Below are 19746 nucleotides of genomic sequence, written 5' to 3' on the forward strand. Positions count from 1 at the left end.
TCTCATCCGTTCGGGCCACGGGTGGTCCTCCTTCCCGTCGTCACGGGCGTCTTGCGCGGGCGTTGGCGTGGGAGCGGTGAGGGTTCCCCCTCGCCCTGACTTCGCCAGTCGTCCGGCAGGACGTGGTCGAGGACATCGTCGATCGTCACCACCCCGACGAGTCGGTGGGCGTCGTCGACCACGGGGACCGACAGCAGGTTGTAGGTCGCCATGATGCGGGTGACCTCGGCGGCGCTGGCATCGACCCGGACCGGTTCGGTCTGCTGGTCGATGAGCGTGCCGAGCCGTTCGTTCGGCGGGTACCGCAGCATGCGCTGGAAGTGCACGAGTCCGAGGAACCGGCCGGTCGGCGGCTCGTACGGCGGCAGCGTCACGCAGACCGCGGCGCCGAGCACCGGGGCGAGCTCGTGGCGACGGACCAGGGCGAGCCCCTCGGCGACGGTCGCGTCGGCGGAGACGATCACCGGCTCGGTGGTCATGAGACCACCGGCGGTGTCCGGCTCGTACTCGAGGAGCATGCGGACGTCCTGCGCCTCCTCCGGCTCCATCAGCTGGAGGAGCGCCTCGCTGCGCTCGTCGGAGAACTGCGCGAGGACGTCGGCGGCGTCGTCCGGCTGCATGTGGTCGAGGACGTCGGCGGCGCGGGCGTCCTCGAGGCGGGTGAGGATCTCGATGCGCTGCTGGTCCGGCATCTCCTCGAGCACGTCGGCGAGACGGTCGTCGGGGAGCTCCTCGGCCACCTCGAACCGGCGTTCCTCGGGCAGGTCGAGCAGGGTGGACGCCAGGTCGGCGGGCAGCAGGTCGGAGTAGGCGGCGATGACGTGCTCGGCGGACTGCGCCTCGCCCGGGAGCTCGTCCTCGGTGACCTCGTTCCAGGTCGCGAAGGTCGTCGGACCCTTGCCGAACGGCGACGGCGTGGTCTTCGGCTTGCGGAGGAAGAGCTGCGACACCTCCCAGTCGCCCTGCCCGCGGTCCTCGACGGCGACGTCCTCGATGGTGGCGCGGATGCGCTCCTTCTTGATGAGGACCTTGCGGCCGAGCATCTCGGCGATCACCCGGACCTCGCCACCGCGCTGCTCGAAGCGGCGCATGTTCACGATGCCCGTGGTGATGACCTGTCCGGCACCGATCGACGTGATCCGGCCGATGCTGACGAAGATGCGGCGCTTGCCCGGCACCTCGACGATGAGCCCGACGACGTGCGGCGGATCCGCGCGGCGGTACACGACGAGCACGTCCCGCACCCTGCCGACGCGGTCGCCCGCGGGGTCGAAGACGGAGCACCCGGCGAGGCGGGCGACGAAGACCTTCGTGGCGCTCACCCGACCCAGCGTAGTCGTTGCGCCTGGCCGCGCCGTGCCCGCGACGTTCCGCGCGACGGCCGCGTCGTCGGGGACTTCTCCCCGGTGGTGCACGTGCGATCGCAAGGTGTTCGGTGAATGATGGCTGGGTGAGCAATCAGAGCCCCTTCGCAGGCAGGACCGCCCAGGCCTTCCCGACGCTGCCCAAGGGCGACGTCCTCGGCACCTACGACAGCTACCCCGATGCGCAGCGCGTGGTCGCGAAGCTCGCCGAGGCCGACTTCCCGGTCAACCAGCTCTCGATCGTCGGCAACGACCTCAAGACGGTCGAGCGGGTCACCGGCAAGATGACCTACGGCCGTGCCGCGATCGCCGGCGCCCTGTCCGGCCTCTGGCTCGGCATCTTCTTCGGCATCGTGCTCACCCTGTTCTCGCCGAGTGCCGGTGGCCTGATCCTCGCCGCCGCCATCATCGGTGCCGCCTTCGGCATGCTCTACGGCATCGTCTCGTTCGCGATCACGAAGCGGCAGCGCGACTTCACGAGCGTCCACCAGGTGCTCGCCACGAACTACCAGATCGTCGTCGCCCCGCAGCTGACCGGTCAGGCCCGTCGCATCCTCGGCGAGGCCGGCATCGCGCCGGCGACGCACTGGAACCCGGGCACGCCCGGTGCGCCCGGCGCCCCCGGGGCCGGATTCCAGGGGCAGCCGCCGCAGCAGCCGTGGCGGCCGGGTCCGCAGGGTGGGCAGCCGGGCCAGTCCCAGGGATCGCCCTACGGTGGACACGCCACACCGCACCAGCAGCCTGGAGGCACGCAGCAGCCCGGCACGTCGGCCCCCGCCGGGCAGGCGGGAGCGCCGCGGTACGGCACGAACGACGGGCCGCGCTACGGCGAGACCCCCGCGACGGCACCCGCACCGACCGAGCCCCCGGCCGCGGCGCAGCCCCGGCCCGAGGAGCCGCCGCGCTACGGCGAGCGGGTCGCCGGTGCCACGCCGACCTCGGCGCCGGCATCCCCATCGGACTCGGCGTCGTCGGGGTCGTCGGGGTCGTCATCGGACGCGAAGGACGACGAGTCCCGCTGAGATCGCACTCCGGCGCGGTTCGGCGGCAGTGATGTCCGCGGAAGTGCGATCTCGCGGGCTGCGGGCGCCGGCGGGCGTCCGGCCTACAGGACCTTCGAGTAGCAGATGGACAGCGGCGCCCCGACGTACGGGCCGAAGTTCGCGATGCGCGAGAACCCCTCGCGCTCGTAGAACCCGATCGCCCGCTTCTGCTCGTTGCCGGTCTCGAGCACGAGTGCCGGCGACCCGAGGTCGAGCGCGGCTTCCTCGAGTCGGCGGAGCATCGCCGCGGCGACCCCTGACCCGCGGGACTCCGGCCGGACGTACATGCGCTTGATCTCGGTGATGCCGTCCTGCACCACGCGGAGGCCCCCGCAGGCGAGCGGCGTGCCGTCGTCGTCACGCGCGACGAAGAACACCGCGATCGAGTCGGCCGTGGGCTTCTCGCCCGGTTCGGTGTCGCCGCCGTAGGCACGGTCGATCTCGAGACGCTGCGCCGCGCGAAGCCGTTGCGCGTCGGGGGAGTCGAAGTGCTCGACGTCGATCGCGAACACGGTCGAACCGTCCGCGGGGGTGGCGGGGTTCGTGCTGGGGGAGACCTCGGGCGTCGTCACCCGCTCAGGCTAGCGGCCGGAGCGGGCGATCCACCCCTCCACTTCCGAGGGGGTCCGAGGGATGCCGACCGACAGGTTCTCGGCGCCGTCCTCGGTCACGAGGATGTCGTCCTCGATGCGGACGCCGATGCCGCGGAACTCCTCCGGCACGGTCAGGTCGTCCTGCTGGAAGTACAGTCCGGGCTCGATCGTGAAGACCATGCCGGGCTGCACGATGCCGTCGATGTACATCTCACGGCGGGCCTTCGCGCAGTCGTGGACGTCGAGGCCGAGGTGGTGGCTCGTGCCGTGCACCATGTAGCGGCGGTGGAACTGGTTGTCCTGCTGCAGGGATTCCTCGGCGGTGCCGGGCAGGAAGCCCCACTCGGCGGTCTTGCGGGCGATGACCTCCATCGCGGTGGCGTGCACCTGGCGGAAGGTGATCCCCGGCTTGACGATGGCGAAGGCTGCGTCGGCGGCCTCGAGCACGGCGTCGTAGACCATGCGCTGCACGTCGGTGAAGGTCCCGCTCACGGGCAGCGTGCGGGTGATGTCGGCCGTGTAGAACGAGTCGACCTCGACCCCGGCGTCGATGAGGATGAGGTCCCCGGGCTGCACGGCACCGTCGTTCCGGGTCCAGTGCAGGATGCAGGCGTGGTGGCCGGACGCGGCGATCGTGTCGTAGCCGACCGTGTTGCCGTCGGCACGGGCACGGCGGTTGAACGTGCCCTCGACGATGCGCTCGCCACGGGGGTGCGCGAGCACGGCGTCGAAGTCGGCGATGACGTCGTCGAAGCCGGCCTTCGTCGCGTTGACGGCCTTGCGGAGCTCGCCCACCTCGTACGCGTCCTTCACGAGTCGGAGTTCGGACAGGTCGCGGGCGAGGGCGTCGTCGGTCGCGGGCACGCCGTCGGCCTCGGGCGCACCGCCCACGGCGCTGCCGAGGCGCTCGTCGAGCGCACGGGTGAGGTCGGTGTCCGCATCGCGCACGAGCAGGGTCGAGGCGTCGAGCCCGGCGGTCACGGTGTCGAAGGCGCCGAGGTCGGCGGTCGCGAGCCCGAGGTCCGCTGCCACTTCCTCGAGCGAGGGCCGCGGTCCGACCCAGAACTCGCCGATCTCCGGGTTGGCGTAGAACTCCTCGGAGTTGCGACCCGCGGTGGCCCGGAAGTAGACGGTGGCGTCGTGGCCGGAGCCGTTCGGCGTCATCACGAGCACGGAGCCGACGACGGTGTCGGTGCCCCACCCCGTCAGGTGCGCGAACGTGGAGTGCGGGCGGAACGGGTAGTCGCAGTCGTTCGAGCGCACCTTGGCCTGGCCGGCCGGCACCACGATCGTGCGGCCCGGGTGCAGCTCGGAGATCCGTGCGCGGCGTTCGGCGGCGAACGCGGCCTGCTCGCGCGGCTCGGGCAGCGGACGGTCGCGGTCGGCCCACTGCGAACCGATGTAGTCCTTGAACGTCGAGGACCCGGGAGTGGTGGAACGGTTGCTCGTCGCGCGGGGCGTGGTGTCGGACATGCACCCATCATCGCACCGCCCGGGGGACCTCGGCCTGTGCGGCTCCTCACCTGTGGATAGCATTGGGCACGTGCCCGATCCGTTCATCGACCTGCACGCGCACTCGAGCGTCTCCGACGGCACCGAGCGACCCGCGGACCTCGTCCGAGCGGCAGCAGCCGCCGGGCTGGACGCCGTCGCCCTGACGGACCACGACACCACGGCCGGCTGGGCCGAGGCCTCCGCGACGGCCCGCAGCATGCCGATCACGCTCCTGCCGGCCCTCGAACTCAGCACGCGCGTCGGACACCGCAGCGTCCACGTGCTCGGCTACCTGGTCGACCCCGAGCACCCCGGCCTCGTCGAGGAGACGCTCCGCATCCGTGACGGCCGCCTCGCCCGTGCGCACCGCATGGTCGACCGCATCGGGCGGGACCACCCGATCACCTGGGACGACGTCCTCGCACAGTCGTCGCACGGTGCCACGATCGGCCGTCCGCACATCGCCGACGCCCTCGTCGCCCGCGGGCTCGAGTCCGACCGCAGCGCGGCGTTCCGCGGCATCCTGCACCCGGCCTCGGGGTACTACGAACCGCACGAGGCGCCGACCCCGCTCCGGGGCGTCGAACTCATCCGGCAGGCCGGCGGTGTCCCCGTGATCGCGCACCCCGCGGCGTCCTCCCGGGGCATCGTCATCGACGAACCGATGCTCCGTGAGCTCGTCGGGGCCGGTCTCGCGGGGCTCGAGGTCGACCACCGCGAGAACCTCGCGCACGGCAAGCGCACGCTCCTGGACTGGGCCGACCGATACGGCCTGTTCGTCACCGGTTCGAGCGACTACCACGGCACCGGCAAGCCGAACCGGCTCGGCGAGCACCGGACGGCCCTCGCCGCGTTCGACGCCATCCGGTCCGAGGCCACCGGCAGCGCGCCCGTCGTCGGCTCCGGCTCGCGCCTGACCTGACCCCCCCCCCCGTCGGAGCTCGCGCCCGAGTCACGGCCTCAGCGACAGTTCACGGGTCTGCGGCGGCGTGAACTGTCGCCCAGCACGAAACCCACCGCCCGGGGGCGGACGACGAAGGGCCCGCCGCGTCAGCGACGGACCCTTCTGCCTGGAGGCGCTACTCGCCGTCCGACGTGCCCTGCGGTGCCGAGGCGGTCGCCTCGGACGACCCGGTGCCGGCTCCGCGACGACGGCGCCGACGACGGCGCTTCGCCGCCCCGTCGGCCGAGCCCGCATCGGCGGGTGCGCCGGTGGAGTCCGAGGCCGTGGGCTCGGAGGCCGCGGATCCGGAAGCTGCGGACCCGGAAGCCGAGGACTCGGCGACCGGAGCCTGGAAGGCGGACTGCTCCGTGCCTCCGGGCCGGGTCCGGGTGCGCGGCGGACGCGAGCCGCTGCGCGGGGGACGGTCGCCCGTCTTCTTCTCGGAGGCGAGGCCGGCGGACGCCGCGTGCGCCGAGGCGCCCGGGAGACGACCCTTGGTGCCCTGGGGGATGTCGAGCTCCTCGAAGAGGTGCGGCGACGACGAGTAGGTCTCGACGGGCTCGGGGATGCCGAACTCGAGGGCCTTGTCGATCAGCGTCCACTTGTGCAGGTCGTCCCAGTCGACGAACGTGACCGCGATGCCGGTCTTGCCCGCACGGCCGGTGCGCCCGGCGCGGTGCAGGTACGTGTCGGGGTCGTCCGGGATCGTGTGGTTGATGACGTGCGTGACGTCGTCCACGTCGATGCCGCGAGCCGCGACGTCCGTCGCGATGAGCACGTCGCGCTTGCCGGCCTTGAAGGCGGCCATCGCACGCTCGCGCTGTTCCTGGTTGAGGTCGCCGTGCACGGCCGCGGCGTTGAACCCGCGGTCCTTGAGCTCTTCGACGAGCTTCGCCGCGGCACGCTTCGTGCGGGTGAAGATGACGGTCTTGCCGCGACCCTCGGCCTGCAGGATGCGGGCGATGACCTCGTCCTTGTCGAGCGAGTGCGCGCGGTAGATGAGGTGCTTGATGTTGGCCTGCATGAGGCCTTCGTCCGGGTCGCTCGCGCGGATGTGCACCGGGCGGCTCATGAACCGGCGGGCGAGGGCCACGATCGGGGCCGGCATCGTCGCCGAGAACAGCATCGTGTGCCGCACCTCGGGGATGGCCTGGAAGATCCGCTCGATGTCCGACAGGAACCCGAGGTCGAGCATGCGGTCGGCCTCGTCGAGGACGACTTCCTGCACGTGCGAGAGGTCGAGCATGCGCTGACGCTGCAGGTCGATGAGTCGCCCGGGCGTGCCGACGACGATCTGCGCGCCGGCCTTGAGCTGCTCGATCTGGCCCTCGTACGCCTTGCCGCCGTAGATCGACACGATCTTGGTGGGCCGGTTCGAGGCCGCGAGTTCGAGGTCCTCGGTGACCTGCACCGCGAGCTCGCGGGTCGGGACGACCACGAGGGCCTTCACGCCGGGTTCCGGGTCGGCCCCGAGTCGCTGGATGAGGGGGAGACCGAAGCCGAAGGTCTTGCCGGTCCCCGTCTTGGCCTGACCGATGATGTCCTGGCCGGTGAGGGCGAGCGGGATGGTCTGCTGCTGGATCGGGAAGGGCTCGATGATGCCCTTGCCGGCGAGCGCATCGACCAGGTCCTGCTCGATGTTGAGGTCTGAGAAAGTCAAAGAATCACCTTAGTTCTGGTGGAAGTCCCGACCAGTCTACCGATGGGCCGGTCGGGCGTGGGCGCGGGGAGGTTCCCGCTATGCTCTTCGGGTGGTGTCGTGGTGGAACCGGAAGCGCGCTGCGCAGCTCGCAGCCGCGTGGATCGCGTCGCGGAACCCGCGGGGTGCTTCGCCGGTCGAACGCCTGCAGCTGGACGACGTCAGCCCCGAGCTCGACGTCTACCTGGGCCAGGCCGCGTACCTGCAGCTGTCGCTGTACGAGACCATGGGCCGCGCCGGAGCCGGTGCCCCGACCCTGTCCGGCCGGCTGGTCACGGGTGTGCTCGCGACCACCGCGCTCGAGCGGCACCGGACCATCGTCGCAGAGATCGAGCGGAGCGGGGGCGACCCCGCCGCGTTGATGGCCCCCCACCGCGAGGCGATCGACCTGTTCCTCGAACGGACGAGCGGTGCGGACTGGTACGAGTCGATGCTCACCGGGTACGTGACCGCGGGCATCCTCAACGACCTGTTCGGCAGCCTGCTCCGGTCGCTGCCGACCGACGTCCGGCAGCGACTCCGCACCGTGTTCGACGCGCGTGAGGAAGCGGCCGTCGTCGAAGAACTGACCGCACGCATCGAAGAGGACCCGCAGGTCGGTTCGCGTCTCGCGATGTGGGGCCGGCGGCTCGTCGGGGACACGCTGCTGGTGGCCCGGTCGGCACTCGCGTCGCACGCCCGCGAGGACCAGGAGCGGCTCGAGCCGGTCTGGACCGAACTCATCGCCGCGCACACCAGGCGGATGGACGCGCTCGGGCTGACCGCCTGAAGCGCTGCCGCCGGGCTCATCGCCGAGGCGCGCTGGCGCCCTGTCGCCGAGGTGCGCTGGCGCCTAGGCGCCCTGGGCCTTGATGCGCTCGTAGTAGGCCGCGTCGGCCGCCGTACGGCGCTTCCCGAGGACCCATTCGGTGACGAGGGCGAGGACGGCGGCACCCACGAGGGTGACGACCCAGATCCAGGTCGCGTCGTACTTCCAGCCCGCCCACGACAGGGCCTCCCAGAGGACCGCGGCGACGATGCCGCCGACCGCCGGTCCGATGAGGGAGCCGCGGGTCGATCGCCACGGCAGCACGACGTGGGCGATCGCCCCGACGATCAGGCCGCCGAGGACCGCGAAGAGCAGTTCCACGTCGTCAGGCGACGAAGCCGATACGGCGGGATTCCTCGGCGCCGACCTCGACGTAGGCGAGCGAGCCGACCGGCACGATGAACCGACGGCCCTTCTCGTCCTGGAGCGAGAGGTGCGTCGACTTCGCCGCGAGGGCCTCAGACACGGCCTTCTCGATCTCGTCGGCGGTCTGGGCGGTCTCGAACGCGATCTCGCGCGGGCTGTTGGTGATGCCGATCTTGATGTCCACGACGACAGCGTATCCGAGCGACCCATCGGCACATCGACCGTTCGCCGCAGGCGCACTGTGCCGGCTGTCGGCCGGTGCTGGCCGCCCTGGTCGCGCCTGCCGGGCGGTGTCGGTAGCGGCGGTTACCGTACGAGGGTGCCGAAGACCACGCTGACGACCGCCCCCGGACCCGAGGACGTCGCCCGGGCCCTCGCGGCGGACCCGTCCCAGGCGGCGGTCCTCGCGCTGCCGGACGGTCGGCACGCCGCGGTCATCGGGGCCCCGGGCACCGGGAAGACGACGACGCTGTCCCGGCTCGTCGCCGCACGGCTCGGTCGTCCGGACGCGATCTCGCCCGACGGGCACGCCTCCGTGCTCGCCCTCACGTCGGCCCGGACGGCGGCGACCGCGCTCCGCGACCGGCTGGCCGTCTCGGTCGACCGCGTGGTGCCCGGTGCGCTCGCCCGCACGGTGAACTCCCTCGCGTTCCAGATCGTCGCGCACGCCGCCGCCGTGCAGGGGCAGGAGACCCCGACACTCCTCACCGGCGGCGAGCAGGACCGCATCATCGCCGACCTGCTCGAGGGGCACGAGCTCGACGGTGCCGGCCCGGACTGGCCGGCACCGATCACCGCGGTCGTCCGCGAGCGCGCCGGGTTCCGCACGGCCCTCCGTGACGTCATGATGCGCGCCGTCGCAGCGGGGGTCGAGCCCGAGGACATGCGCGAGCTCGGCGACGACACCGGGCGTCCCGAATGGCGGGCCGTCGGGGACTTCGTCGACGAGTACCGCGCGGCCGTGACCTCCTTCCGCTCCACCAGCCTCGACGCCGCCGAACTCGTCGCGTACGCCACCGCCGCGGTCCTCCGTGGGCAGCTCCCCGCGAGCGTCGCCGCACTCCGGCTCGTCGTGGTCGACGACACGCAGGAACTGGTCGAGGGGGAGATCGCGCTGCTCGGCGCCCTCGCACGCTCCGGCGTGCAGATCGTGGCCTTCGGCGACCCGGACATCGCCGCCTCGGCGTTCCGCGGCGCCGAACCGGACGTGCTGGGTCGGTTGGCGGTGCGGCTCGGTGTCGCGCGGGTGGACGAGATCGTCCTGACGACCGTGCACCGGTACCCGGCCCCGATCCGGGCGCTCGTCTCCGGGATCACCGCGCGGATCGGAGCGGCCGCGGCCGGACGGCAGCGCACGGCGACCGCGACCGAGGCGGACGCCCGACCCGACGCCGTGGTGCACCTCGAGGGTGCGAGTCGTGCGGCCCTCATCGTCGCCGTCGCCCGTCGACTCCGTGAGCACCGGCTGCTCGACGGGGTGCCGTGGCACCGGATGGCCGTCGTCACCCGCAGCGGTGCCGCGATCCCCGAACTCGTGCGGGCGCTCTCCGTCGCCGAGGTCCCCGCGACCGCCGGCGCAGCACCCGTCCGTCCCCGCGACGACACCGCGGCCCGGTCGCTCCTCGATGCCGCCGCCGTGGCGCTCGGGGTGCTCCCGCTCGACGCCGCGCTCGCCACCGCGTTCGCGACCGGCCCGCTCGGCGGACTCGACACCCTGGCGATGCGCCGGCTCCGGCTCGCCCTGCGGCGTGAGGAGCTGGCGGGCGGTGGCAGCCGCACGGCCGACGAGCTGCTCGTCGACGCGCTCGGCGCCCCGGAACGCCTCGCGACGGTCGACGCCGGGTTCGCCCGTCGTGCGACCCGTCTCGCGCGCAGCCTGGTGCAGGCCCGCACCGACGCCGAGTCGGACGCCAGCATCGAGGAGATCCTCTGGGGGCTCTGGGAGCGCAGCGGCCTCGCCGGCACGTGGGGTGCGCAGTCCGCGGCCGGCGGGGTGGGCGCGGCCGAAGCCGACCGGCACCTCGACGCCGTGGTCGGCCTCTTCACCGCCGCCAAGCGGTTCGTCGAGCGCACCCCGGACGCTCCGGCACGCGTGTTCGTCGACGACCTGCTCGGCTCCGACCTGCCCGAGGACTCGATCGGACCCGACCGGACCGCAGGTCGCGTCCGCGTCCTGACGCCGTCGGCCACGATCGGCCTCGAGTGCGACGTGGTCGTCGTCCTCGGGCTGCAGGACGGCGTCTGGCCGAACACCCGCGTGCGTGGCAGCCTGCTCGACCCCGACGGCCTCGTCCGCGCCGCCCAGGGTGTCGAGCACGCCACCGTCGACGACCGTGCCGCCGTGATCGCCGACGAGCTGCGCCTGTTCGCCCGCGCGGTGTCCCGCGCGACGACCCAGGTCGTCATCGGCACCGTCGCCAACGACGACGAGGCCCCGTCCCCGTTCGTGCGCCTCGTGCCGGTCCCGCCGGACCGTCAGCCGACCGTGCACCCGCTGTCGCTCCGCGGACTCGCGGGCTCCCTCCGACGCCGGGTCGTCGGGTCCGGTGACCACGAGGCCGCCTCCGCCCTCGCCCGGCTGGCCGAGGCCGAGGTGCCGGGTACCTCGCCGGACGACTGGTACGGCCTGGTGGAGCCCTCCACCGAGACGCCGCTGGTCGACCTCGACGCCGAGCCGGTGCCCCCCGAGCCCGGTCCCGACGGCCTCGACCCGGACGACCCACGGGCAGGTGAGCCCGTGGCCCCGACCGTGTCCGTCTCGCCGTCCCGCATCGGCACGTTCGAGGAGTGCCCCGTGCACTGGTTCGTGCAGACCTTCGGCGGCAGCGCCCCGAGCCCGGCGATGGGCATCGGGACGATCGTGCACGAGGCGATGGAGCACGCGACCGAGGTGGACGTCGAGTCGTTGTGGGCCCACGTCGAGGGGCGCTGGGACGAGCTGACCTTCGAGTCGCCCTGGGTGGCCGACCGCGAGCGCGCCCGGACCCGCCGGATGGTCGAGGGCCTGAGCGACTACCTCCGCACCTTCGCGAGCGCCGGACGGCAGCTGCTCGGCGCGGAGACCTCGTTCGCCCTCGTCACCGGTCCCGCCCGGATGCGCGGCAGCATCGACCGGATCGAGGTCGACCCCGACGGCCGGGTCAGCGTCGTCGACCTCAAGACCGGGCGGTCGATGCCGAGCGAGAAGAACGACATGCCGGAGCACCCCCAGCTCGGCGCCTACCAGCTGGCGGTCGAGGACGGCGCCGTCGAGGGCGTCCCCGCCGGGTCGGTGATGACGGACGCCCGCCTCGTGTTCGTGCAGAACGCCCGCGGCGGCCGCGCGTACTCGGAGCGGACCCAGCAGGCCTTCGACGCCGACGCCCGTGACGCCTACCGCGAGCGGCTGCACACGGTCGCGCGGGGCATGGCCGGCCGGACGTTCCTGGCGAACGTCGACGACCACTGCGAGAAGGCCCGGACCGGCGTCGAGTGCCGGATCCACGTCGTCGGGGAGGTGACCTGGTGAACGAGGAGCAGGTGCTCGGCGCCCCCGCAGCGGGCGCGACGGCGGCGGTCACCCGGCGCGACGCCGACGCCATCGCGGACGCCCTCGGTCGTCCGCGCCCGACCGCACAGCAGCGCGCCGTCATCGAGTCGCCGCTGCAGCCCGCGCTCGTGGTGGCCGGCGCCGGCAGCGGCAAGACCGAGACCATGGCGTCCCGTGTCGTGTGGCTGCTCGCGAACGGCATGGTCCGCCCCGACGGCATCCTCGGGCTGACCTTCACGCGCAAGGCCGCCGGTGAGCTCTCGGTCCGGATCAACGACCGCATCCGTGCACTCGAGGACGTCGGTCTCCTGGACGCCGGCGACGCCTTCGAGGCCCCGACGGTGTCCACGTACAACGCCTTCGCGAACTCGGTCTTCCGCGAGAACGCCCTGCTCGTCGGCCGCGACGGCGAATCGCAGGTCCTCACCGAACCCTCCGCCTGGCAGCTTGCCCGCCGCGTGGTCGTCGGCGCGCGCGACGACCGGCTCGCCGGACTGGACCGCGACGTCGACACCGTGACCGCGGCGGTCGTGGCGCTCGCCGGTGCGGTGTCCGAGCACCTCGTGGAACCCGAGCGGCTCCGACGGTTCGCGATCGACTTTGCCGGACTGCTCGAACTGCCCGGCAACAACCGTGGCACCCCGTACAAGGCCGTCACCGACGCGGTCGCGGCGATCGGCGCGCTCGAGCCCCTCGTCGACCTGGTCGAGGAGTTCCGTCGGCAGAAGGTCGACCGCGGGTTCGTGGAGTTCTCGGACCAGATCGCCCTCGCGCTCGCCGCGGCCGAGTCCGCCCCGCGCGTGGTCACCGACCTGCGGCAGCGTTACGGCGTCGTGCTGCTCGACGAGTACCAGGACACCTCCGTGGTGCAGACCCGGTTCCTCGCGCGGCTGTTCCGCGGGCACCCGGTGATGGCGGTGGGGGACCCGCACCAGTCCATCTACGGGTTCCGTGGCGCGAGTGCGGCGAACCTCGCCCGGTTCCCGCGGGACTTCGGTGCAGCGGCCGACGCGTCCGGCGGGGCCGGTGCCGTACCGGTCACGTTCGCGCTCTCGACGAGCTGGCGGAACCCGGTGGACGTCCTCGCCGGTGCGAACGCGGTCGTCGCGCCGCTGTCCGAGGCGTCCGAGGTCGACGTCGAGCGGCTGTCCCCACGCCCGGGGGCGGACGCCGGCACCGTGCACGCCGTGTTCCCGGAGACCCTACCCGAGGAAGCCGCGGCCGTCGCACGGTGGTTCGCCGACCGCCGTGCCGCCGACCGCACGAGTTCGCTGGCGCTCCTGCTGCGCTCCCGGAAGGACCTCGCCGCCTTCACCGGCGCACTCGCCGACCACCGCGTGCCGTACCACGTGCTCGGCACCGGCGGGCTGCTCCAACGGCCGGAGATCGTCGACCTCGTCGCGTGCCTCCGGGTCCTGCACGACCCCGCCGCGGGCAACGACCTCATCCGGGTGCTCGCCGGCGCCCGGTGGCGGATCGGGGCCGCGGACATCGCCGCCCTGCACGCCCTCGCCCGTTGGCTGTTCGGCCGTGACCACACCCAGCACCGACTCGACGACGCCCTCACCGCGGCGTTCCGGGCGTCGGTCGCCGCGGGCGAGCACGGCTCGATCGTCGACGCGCTCGACTTCGTGGCGACGGCGCCCCACGAGCACGGCGCGCTCGCCGACATCAGCGACGTCGGACGCCGCCGGATGCGCGAGCTCGGGCAGCAGCTCGCGACGCTCCGGTCCCGCGCCGGCGGCGATCTCGTGGACTTCGTGACGCTCGTCGTGCAGGAGATGCGTCTCGACGTCGAGGTCGCCGCCCACGAGCAGGGGAGCGCGGCGTTCCTCGACGCCTTCATCGACGAGCTCGCGGGCTTCGTCACGACCGACGACCGGGCCGACCTCGGCGCGTTCCTCGGCTGGATCGACGCCGCCGCCCGCCGCGACGACATGGGTCCCCGATCCGAGGAGCCCGAGGCCGGCACCGTGCAGATCCTGACGATCCACGGGTCCAAGGGCCTCGAGTGGGACGCCGTCGCGGTGCCGCGCCTGGTCGAGGGGGCACTGCCGGCCCGCCCGCAGGAGGGCTCGTCCGGCTGGATCGGCTTCGGCCGGCTGCCCTACGAGTTCCGGGGCGACGCCGACGAGCTCCCACGGCTGGACTGGCGCGGGCACGACAACCAGAAGGACGTCACGCTCGCGATCGACGCGTACAAGGAACAGGTCAAGGCCCGCAACGAGGACGAGGAACGCCGACTGACCTACGTCGCACTCACCCGCGCCAAGCACGACCTGCTCGTCAGCGGCTCGTTCTGGGCCGGTGGCGTCCGGCCCACCGAGCCGAGCCGGTACCTCCGCGACCTCGTCGAGGCGGGTGTCGTCGACGGCGCGGCGATCCCGGACACCACCGAGCACGAGGAGAACCCCCTCGGCGACGCCGGTGCGACGCAGTCGTGGCCGCACGTGCCGTTCGGACAGCGCGCAGCGCGGGTCGTCGCCGCGGCCGACCGGGTGCGGAACGCCAACCCCGCAGCGGCTGGCCGGTTCGCCGCCGACATCGACCTGCTCCTCGCCGAACGCACCGCCAACCGGAGTGCCCGTCACCGTGTGGTCGTGCCGCACCGGGTGCCGGCGTCCGGGTTCAAGGACTACCTCGCCGAGCCGGACGCGGTGGCCGAACGGCTCCGCCGGCCGATGCCCGAGCGGCCGTACCGCGCGACCCGTCTCGGCACGCTGTTCCACCAGTGGGTCGAGCAGCGGGCCCGGAGCGGTGGCTCGCTCGAGACGCTCGACGCGTGGGACGGCGAGCTGGACGTCGACCGTGACGACCTGGTGGACGCCTCGACGGACGCCGTGGTCACGGACGACGATGCCCGGCGGCTGGCGGACTTCCAGGCCACCTTCGCCCGCTCACGCTGGTCGGGGCTCACGCCGGTCGAGGTCGAGCGGGAGATCCACATCCCGTTCCTCGGGCACAGCGTCGTCTGCAAGCTCGACGCCGTCTACGAGATCGACGGTCGGGCCGAGGTCGTCGACTGGAAGACCGGCAAGGCGCCGAAGGGCGCCGACGACCTGGCGAAGCGGCAGCTGCAGCTCGCCCTGTACCGGGTCGCCTACGCCGAGTTCACCGGGCGCCCGATCGACGAGGTCGACGCGGTCTTCTACTTCGTCGCCGACGACCTCGAGGTCCGGCCTCGGGAACTGCTCGACCGTGCCGGACTCGAGCAGGCGTGGCGGGACGCGATCGGCTGACCGGCCGGGCCGGCGGGGCGGACCCGCACCGTGCCTCCAGGCAGGGGGGGAGTCGCGTCAGCCGTGTCGACGCTCGGTCGACGACAGCAGCTGCTCGACCTCGCCGATCTCCATCGTCTCCGGTGACACCGACTGCAGCGGCGCACCGCTCGGGGCGTGCACCGCGTCGACCAGCCGGTGCATCATCGCGACCGCGTCGTCGACGACCTCGGTGCTCTTCGCCTGGACGCCGTGCAGGAGCCACTGCGCCGTCTCGAGCTCGTGGTGCACCCGCGCGCGCTGCGCGAGCTGCCGGTCACGGCCGCCGCCGTTCGCCTCGTAGGCGCTGAGCACCGTGTCGAACGCGTCCTTCCGGCCGGCGAGCACCCACGCGAGGTCCTTCGCCGGGTCGCCGAGCCGCAGCTCGCCCCAGTCGATGACCCCGGAGACCGCGTCGCCGTCGACGAGGATCGTCGGCGTGCCGAGCGAACCGTGCACGACGGTCGGCGTGAACTGCCAGAGCTGCTGGTCGCGGGCCGCACCCTCCCAGCGCTCCTTGAGCGCGGCCGGGACGAGCTTCGTGGCGACGGCGCGGTCCATCACCGAGACGGCGGACCGCAGCACCTCGAAGGGCGTCAGCGACGGCAGGCCGGCGTCCGTGACGAAGCTCGTCGGCAGCTGGTGGATCGCGGCGACCGCACGGCCGACACTGGTGGCGAGCTCGGGCCGCTCGACGAGCGTCCCGAGGGTCGGGTGCGAGCCCGGCAGGAAGGTGGTGACGATGGCGCGCGTCGAGCCGATCGGCGCCTGACCGCGGTACTCGGCCACACCGAACGGGAGGCGCGTGCGGATCCCGGCGCTCAGCGCACGGATCGCGACGAGGTCGGCCGACTGCCGGGCCTCGGCCCGCTGGTTGCGTGGACGGCGGATCGCCGTCTCGGCGCCGTCGGCGTCGCGGAGGACGGCCGACTCGTAGTCCCCGGACGCTGCCGAGCCGAGCGTGCGCGTGCCCGTGACGACGAGGCCTGGGACGGCCGTGGTGGCCAACGCGGCTAGAGTGAACTGGGATCCCGCCATGCCCCTCAGGGTAGGTCCACAGCCCCCGGTCGAGCGTGCGCCACGCTGGCCCGCGACAGCCCCGGACCGCGCACGGCGCCCCGCACTCCAGACCTGATCCGACCCGAGGAGCCCCCTGCCGTGACCGTCGAGTTCGCCAGCCGGCTCCCGCTCTCCCGAAACGAACTCGACCGCGACGGCGAGTTCCGCACGACCCCCGACCTCGAACGGGTCCTCCGTGCGGACCCCGCGACCCGGTTCCTGCCCCTGCATGGGTCCGAGATGCTCCGGAACGACGACGGCACGCTCCGTTTCGTCTCCGCCGCGGAGGTCCCCGAGGACACCGTGACGCTCTACCTCGGCCGCGCGGTGTCCGATGCGCCGGACGCCCCCGCCGGCACCCGCTTCGTCGCGGCCTTCGTCGACCCGGCGACCGCGACGGCGATCGAGCCGGACGACGACGCATGGCAGAGCCTGCGCATGTTCGGCACCGAACTCTCCCCGCGCGACCAGGGCCTGGCGGTCGAGGCCGTCGCGATGGCGAACTGGCACGCCGTGCACGGCTTCTCGCCGCGCACCGGGTCCCCGACCGACGTCGTCACCGGCGGCTGGGTCCGCCGCGACCCCGAGGGACACGAGCACTTCCCCCGCACCGACGCCGCGGTGATCGTCGGGGTGACCGACGCCGACGACCGCATCCTGCTCGGCTCGAACGCGGCGTGGGACGCGAACCGGTACTCGCTCCTCGCGGGTTTCGTCGAGCCGGGGGAGTCGCTGGAGGACGCCGTCCGGCGTGAGGTCTGGGAAGAGTCCGGGGTCCACGTGGAAGAGCCCGAGTACCTCGGGTCCCAGCCGTGGCCGTTCCCCGCGTCCCTCATGGTCGGCTTCCGTGCCCGCGCGGTCGACGGCGACCCGAACACCGCTCGGCCCGACGGGGTGGAGATCCTCGACGTCCGCTGGTTCTCGCGCGACGAGATCCGTGAGCGTGCCGGCGACACCCTGCTCCTGCCGGGGAGGACCTCGATCGCCCGCGCCATCATCGAAGAGTGGTACGGCGGGCCGCTGGATCTGCCGTGAGCGACGGCGCGCGCGGGTCGGGGCGCGGGCCCGGGCCGGGGCCGGGGCCGGGGTCCGGGTCGGGGTCGCCGTCGGCCGAGGTCCGGCCGCCGTCACCGGACGAGCTCCTCGCCGCCCTCGACGCCGAGCAGCAGGCCGTCGCCCGCACCCTGCTCGGTCCGGTCGCGGTGCTCGCCGGTGCCGGCACCGGCAAGACCCGCGCGATCACCCACCGCATCGCCTACGGGGTCGCGACCGGCACCTACGCCCCGAACCACGTCCTCGCGCTGACCTTCACGACCCGCGCGGCCGGCGAACTCCGGTCGCGGCTCCGGTCGCTCGGGGCCGGGACGGTGCAGGCGCGGACCTTCCACGCCGCGGCGATGGCACAGCTCAGCTACTTCTGGCCGGACACCGTCGGCGGCCACGCCCCGCGGATCGTCGAGTCGAAGGGCCGGATGATCGCGCACGCGGCGGACACCGTCGGCCTGCAGGTGGACACCCCGACCCTGCGGGACCTTGCCAGCGAGGTCGAGTGGCGCAAGGTGCAGATGCTCTCCTACGACGAGTACGAGGCGGCCGCGGCCGAACGGGTGATGCCGCGGGACACCGCGCCGCGCCGGGTGCTCGATCTCATGCGCGCCTACGAGCAGCTCAAGGACGACCGCCGGCAGCTCGACTTCGAGGACGTCCTGCTCGCCACGCTCGGCATGGTCGAGTCCGAGCCGCGGGTCGCGTCGTACGTCCGGCAGCAGTACCGGTTCTTCGTCGTGGACGAGTACCAGGACGTCTCGCCCGTGCAGCACGACCTGCTGCGGGCGTGGCTCGGCGGCCGCGACGACCTGTGCGTGGTCGGCGACGCCAGCCAGACGATCTACTCGTTCGCCGGCGCGTCGAGCCGCTACCTGCTCGGGTTCGGGTCGGAGTTCCCGCGCGGGTCCGTCCTGCGACTCGAGCGGAACTACCGGTCCACGCCGGAGGTCGTGCACGCCGCCAACGCGCTGATGCGCGGGCAACCCGGTGCACTCGACCTCGTCGCGCAGACCGTCGACACCGGACCGGAACCCGTTGTCGTGGCCTGCGCGCACGACGGCGAGGAAGCGCAGACGGTCGCTCGACGGATCACGGAGCTCGTCGGCGGTGGCGCGGCGTACGGCGACTGCGCCGTCCTCTACCGGCTGGGCGCCCAGTCGGCGGCGATCGAGTCCGCGCTCGGCCGAGCCGGGATCCCGTACCGGGTGCAGGGCGGCACCCGGTTCTTCGACCGGCCCGAGGTGAAGCTCGCCGTGCACCACATGCGCGGCGAGGCGGTCCGGCAGACCGATGACGAGCTCACCCGGCGGGTGGGGCTCGTGCTGCAGGTCAGCGGGTGGACGCCGACCCCGCCGGAGGGCACCGGAGCGGTCCGCGAACAGTGGGAGGCCCTGCAGGCGGTGATGGGGCTCGCCGAGGCCGCTCCCGCCGGCACGACGATGCAGCAGTTCACGCAGGACCTGGTCGACCGTGCCGCGACCCACCACGAGCCCGATCTCGACGCCGTCACGCTCGCGACCCTGCACTCGTCGAAGGGCCTCGAGTGGCAGAACGTCGTCGTGATCGGTGCCGCCGAGGGTCTGCTGCCGATCTCGTACGCGACGACCGACACCGAGGTCGACGAGGAACGCCGGCTGTTCTACGTCGGCCTGACCCGTGCCCGCCGCACGGTCACGATCACGTGGTCGCGACTGGGTTCCACGCGTGGGGGCGCCCGGGCGGCGAGTCGTTTCCTGGCAGCGCTCGGCACGCACAGCGCGGATGGAACGCCACCGGCTGCAGGCTGACCGACAGGTCGTCGCGCTCGAACACCAGCTGCTCGTCGCCCGGGTGCTGCGTCGTGCGCGGGAGCCGTTCGAGGAGCAGACGGGTGGCCGCCACCCCGATCGCCGCGATCCGGTACGGCGAGAGCGGCGCCGCCGGCCGACCCCACACCTGCGCGGCGATCGCCGGCCAGGCGGGGTCGTCCTCGGCGTGCGCGTACTCGACGCACTGCAGGCAGGGTCCGGCGCCCGGCACGACGAACGGCCCGACGCGGATCCGTCCGTCCCCGACGACCACCGCCAGGTGCGGCACGCCGTGGCGGGTCCACGCGGCGCGGAGGGCCGGGTCGACGACGTGGTCCGCCACGACGACCGCCAGGCGCGGGTCCTGCTCGGGCAGGAGGACGGGACCGCCACGTGGCGCGCTCGTGCGGGCGACGGTGACGCCCTCGCCGGAGAGCAGTTCGGCGACCGCGTCCGGCAACGCGCCGGTGCCGTGCACCTCGACGCGTGCCAGCGGTTCCGGCAGGACGTCGACGACCGCGGGTGAGGCCGCCCCGAGGACGCGGGCGGCGATCCCCGGTGGGCAGCCCGTCGACACAGCGACGCCGGACAGGGCGTCGCGTCCGGTCTCACGGCGCAGCGCGCTGAGGAACCGTTCCTCGCCGGTGGTCGGAACCGGCACCACGGCGCGCGGAGGATCGACGCCGAGCTGGACGGTCGCCGGGTCGCGCCAGACGAACTCGAGCGTCGGATCGATGCGGATGCCCATGCCCCCACG

At 73.2% G+C, this 19746-nt stretch carries 15 protein-coding genes; 7 read left to right on the forward strand and 8 right to left on the reverse strand.

Annotated elements, in window-relative coordinates; translation table 11 throughout:
- Positions 1-2: 2 nt before the first annotated feature.
- Positions 3-1322, reverse strand: coding sequence for a magnesium transporter MgtE N-terminal domain-containing protein (locus tag DEJ28_RS04730; protein WP_111116067.1), 1320 nt, complete (start codon positions 1320-1322; stop codon positions 3-5).
- A gap of 128 nt (positions 1323-1450) precedes the next feature.
- On the opposite strand from DEJ28_RS04730, the gene DEJ28_RS04735 reads away from it, so the two are divergent.
- A complete protein-coding gene (locus DEJ28_RS04735; RefSeq protein WP_111116068.1) occupies positions 1451-2386 on the forward strand; it encodes a YflT domain-containing protein in 936 nt (311 codons plus the stop codon).
- 83 nt (positions 2387-2469) lie between these two features.
- On the opposite strand, the gene DEJ28_RS04740 is transcribed toward DEJ28_RS04735, so the two are convergent.
- Positions 2470-2979 carry a GNAT family N-acetyltransferase gene (locus DEJ28_RS04740; RefSeq protein ID WP_349774944.1) on the reverse strand — a complete coding sequence of 170 codons (510 nt, stop codon included), beginning with the start codon at positions 2977-2979 and terminating at the stop codon, positions 2470-2472.
- Between the two features lie 9 nt (positions 2980-2988).
- Positions 2989-4473, reverse strand: coding sequence for an aminopeptidase P family protein (locus tag DEJ28_RS04745; protein ID WP_111116069.1), 1485 nt, complete (start codon positions 4471-4473; stop codon positions 2989-2991).
- Between the two features lie 70 nt (positions 4474-4543).
- Between DEJ28_RS04745 and DEJ28_RS04750 the strand changes: the two genes are divergently transcribed.
- Entirely contained in the window at positions 4544-5416 is an 873-nt protein-coding gene (locus tag DEJ28_RS04750) for a PHP domain-containing protein (protein ID WP_258368105.1), read from the forward strand.
- 157 nt (positions 5417-5573) lie between these two features.
- Here the strand turns inward: DEJ28_RS04750 and DEJ28_RS04755 are convergent, their stop codons facing one another.
- A complete protein-coding gene (locus DEJ28_RS04755; RefSeq protein ID WP_111116071.1) occupies positions 5574-7097 on the reverse strand; it encodes a DEAD/DEAH box helicase in 1524 nt (507 codons plus the stop codon).
- 91 nt (positions 7098-7188) lie between these two features.
- Here DEJ28_RS04755 and DEJ28_RS04760 point away from each other — a divergent pair, with 91 nt between their 5' ends.
- Entirely contained in the window at positions 7189-7905 is a 717-nt protein-coding gene (locus tag DEJ28_RS04760; RefSeq protein WP_258368106.1) for a ferritin-like fold-containing protein, read from the forward strand.
- A gap of 63 nt (positions 7906-7968) precedes the next feature.
- Here DEJ28_RS04760 and DEJ28_RS04765 read toward each other — a convergent pair whose 3' ends face one another.
- A complete protein-coding gene (locus tag DEJ28_RS04765; RefSeq protein ID WP_111116072.1) occupies positions 7969-8265 on the reverse strand; it encodes a hypothetical protein in 297 nt (98 codons plus the stop codon).
- 4 nt (positions 8266-8269) lie between these two features.
- Positions 8270-8494: a DUF3107 domain-containing protein gene (locus DEJ28_RS04770; protein ID WP_092094477.1), complete on the reverse strand. Its 225-nt coding sequence runs from the start codon at positions 8492-8494 to the stop codon at positions 8270-8272.
- A gap of 135 nt (positions 8495-8629) precedes the next feature.
- On the opposite strand from DEJ28_RS04770, the gene DEJ28_RS04775 reads away from it, so the two are divergent.
- Together DEJ28_RS04775 and DEJ28_RS04780 are read left to right on the forward strand one after the other, a co-directional pair.
- A complete protein-coding gene (locus DEJ28_RS04775) occupies positions 8630-11818 on the forward strand; it encodes an ATP-dependent helicase (RefSeq protein WP_181433750.1) in 3189 nt (1062 codons plus the stop codon).
- On the forward strand, positions 11815-15078 hold the full coding sequence (locus DEJ28_RS04780; protein WP_258368107.1) for an ATP-dependent DNA helicase: 3264 nt from the start codon (positions 11815-11817) through the stop codon (positions 15076-15078). The genes DEJ28_RS04775 and DEJ28_RS04780 overlap by 4 nt, the downstream gene beginning before the upstream one ends.
- A gap of 57 nt (positions 15079-15135) precedes the next feature.
- On the opposite strand, the gene DEJ28_RS04785 is transcribed toward DEJ28_RS04780, so the two are convergent.
- The gene (locus tag DEJ28_RS04785; protein ID WP_111116074.1) at positions 15136-16134 is read right to left on the reverse strand and encodes a phosphotransferase; all 999 of its coding nucleotides are present in this window, start codon (positions 16132-16134) and stop codon (positions 15136-15138) included.
- A gap of 120 nt (positions 16135-16254) precedes the next feature.
- On the opposite strand from DEJ28_RS04785, the gene nudC reads away from it, so the two are divergent.
- Together nudC and DEJ28_RS04795 are read left to right on the forward strand one after the other, a co-directional pair.
- Positions 16255-17190, forward strand: a complete 936-nt coding sequence (gene nudC / locus DEJ28_RS04790) for an NAD(+) diphosphatase (protein WP_111116075.1) — start codon at positions 16255-16257, stop codon at positions 17188-17190.
- The gene (locus DEJ28_RS04795) at positions 17187-18989 is read left to right on the forward strand and encodes an ATP-dependent helicase (RefSeq protein ID WP_111116076.1); all 1803 of its coding nucleotides are present in this window, start codon (positions 17187-17189) and stop codon (positions 18987-18989) included. The genes nudC and DEJ28_RS04795 overlap by 4 nt, the downstream gene beginning before the upstream one ends.
- Here DEJ28_RS04795 and DEJ28_RS04800 read toward each other — a convergent pair.
- Positions 18880-19737, reverse strand: a complete 858-nt coding sequence (locus DEJ28_RS04800) for a hypothetical protein (protein WP_146248870.1) — start codon at positions 19735-19737, stop codon at positions 18880-18882. The genes DEJ28_RS04795 and DEJ28_RS04800 overlap by 110 nt on opposite strands.
- Positions 19738-19746 lie beyond the last annotated feature (9 nt).

The sequence above is a fragment of the Curtobacterium sp. MCPF17_002 genome (genome assembly GCF_003234115.2).
In the GTDB taxonomy this organism is placed as follows: domain Bacteria; phylum Actinomycetota; class Actinomycetes; order Actinomycetales; family Microbacteriaceae; genus Curtobacterium.

Excerpts from the sequence above, each read along its gene's own strand:
- DEJ28_RS04745 (WP_111116069.1), bottom strand. The coding sequence starts at position 4,473 with ATGTCCGACACCACGCCCCGCGCGACGAGCAACCGTTCCACCACTCCC.
- DEJ28_RS04785 (WP_111116074.1), bottom strand. The coding sequence starts at position 16,134 with ATGGCGGGATCCCAGTTCACTCTAGCCGCGTTGGCCACCACGGCCGTC.
- DEJ28_RS04800 (WP_146248870.1), bottom strand. The coding sequence starts at position 19,737 with ATGGGCATCCGCATCGATCCGACGCTCGAGTTCGTCTGGCGCGACCCG.